Origin of the sequence: Mesorhizobium sp. (assembly GCF_024509055.1) — a bacterium.
Lineage (GTDB): Bacteria > Pseudomonadota > Alphaproteobacteria > Rhizobiales > Rhizobiaceae > Mesorhizobium.
The window spans coordinates 1-1,791 of the sequence record NZ_JANINM010000322.1 but is presented as its reverse complement, the minus strand read 5'-3'; the positions used below and the strand labels follow the sequence as shown (position 1 = coordinate 1,791).

The 1,791-nt window shown below is 61.5% G+C and carries 1 protein-coding gene; it reads right to left on the bottom strand.

Annotated features, from left to right (window positions below; translation table 11 throughout):
• On the bottom strand, positions 1 to 1,791 hold a 1,791-nt coding region (locus Q0L57_RS14225), incomplete at both ends, for a DUF5801 repeats-in-toxin domain-containing protein (RefSeq protein WP_296743607.1).

Sequence of the window (1,791 nt, the reverse complement as noted above, 5' to 3'; positions counted from 1 at the left end):
CCCAGGATTCCTGATGGGCGAAAGTACCGCCGGAGAAATCGCCGTTGGTCAGAAGATTGACCTGCGTCGTGTTTCCATTGATCACCGGTGTGTCATCGTCAACCACCACGCGGATCACGCCGTCCGCTGTATCACCATCGCCATCTGTCACGCGGTAATTGAGGTTAAAAGGCACCTCGTTCTCTTCGGCACCCGTCGGATGACGGATTGCGGCCAGCTGCTCCACATCATAGGCGCCGGTGGTGGCGTTCAACGTCACCGACAGCACCTGTACCGTGTGGGAATCCTGCAACTGGAAGATCTTCAGCGTCTGGCCGTCGATCTCGTAGCTGTAGCCCTGGTGGGACGACTCAAACTCCGGAGCGAGCCAGCCGATGGTGCCGCCATCGGCACCGAAATGTACGGCCAGTGTGCCGGTCGCGTTGCTTGAATCCGCGGCATCACCGATGCCTCCCGGATTGCCGCCCGGAAGTGCATCGTCATCTAGCCCCACGCGCACCAGCGCAGCCGCAGTCGGCGCGTCGTCATTGATCCGTAGCGACAGCGTGACATTGGCGGTGTCGCCGTCCCCATCGGTCGCCGTCACCGTGAAGTTGATCGACTGCGCTTCGTCGCGACCACCGGGCACGCCGTCCGGCAACTGATGATCGATGTTGCCGAGCAGATTGACGGTGTAGCCTGTGTCGACGCCATTCAGCGTCGCCGTCAATATGATTTCGTCACCGCGGCCGGGCACGTAACCCTCGACGGTCTTGCCATCCGACGACAACCGGAAATAGACGGCCTCCCCGTCTGAAGTCAGACCTGAATCGGCTCCGGCACCGCCTCCAACCAGTGCAGCATGGCCCCCATTCGGCACATTGAAGCTGCCGCTGAACTTCAGCGAACCGAACCCGTCGGCCCCGAAATCCACCTTGGAGATCGTTCCGGTGACATCGGAAGCGAGCGTCGCTTCGGTTCCTGCCGACTGAACGCCGGGGATCGCGTGAATATGCGACTCGTAAAGCGCAACGTTGGTGTTGCCGTCTCCGATAACCGTCGGCGCGTCGTCACGAATATCGACTTGCACCCAACTCGTTGACGTGTCACCGTCGCCGTCCGTCACCGTGAAGTCGAACACCAGCCGCAGTGCATCGGCAGCGCCGCTCTCGTTGATGTCCGGATGGTCGATCGGCGCCTTCTGCGTGAAGGTGTAGGCCCCCGTCACCGGGTCCGTCACGTGAAGCGTGAACACGACCGTCGATCCGGCCATGCCGGTCACTGTCAATCCATCCGCCGACGCCGTCACTACGACCTGCTGACCGCCCGAGGTCAAGGCCGGGAAGCCACCCGGCGCATCCATGTCCAACGCCTTCGATCCGAACCGGTAGGTGATGTCGGTCACCTGTGCACCGTCTGCGCCTGCATCGAACAGCAGCGTTCCGCCAGCCGATTGCTCAATGAACGCGCCAGCCGCTGTACCGTCCTCAGTGACGCTGATCGTTCCTGATCCGCGCGCAACCGGTCCGTCATCGTCGATCGTAACATTGATCGCGCCGGTAGCATTGTCGCCGTCACGATCGGTAACGATGTAGTCGAAGGTCAGAACGATGGGATCGGCGCTGCCGGTCTCTGAGCCATTGACACCATGATCGGGGTGATCAAGCGGCCCGGACTGCGTGTACGTATAGGCACCGGTCGCCTGATTGACCTGGAACGTGAAGATCGTACCCGCAGTAGTGGTACCGGTGAGCGTAATGAAGCCACCCGAAATGGTCTGGGTGATCGTCACCGGCAGGCCGCTGGAAGTCA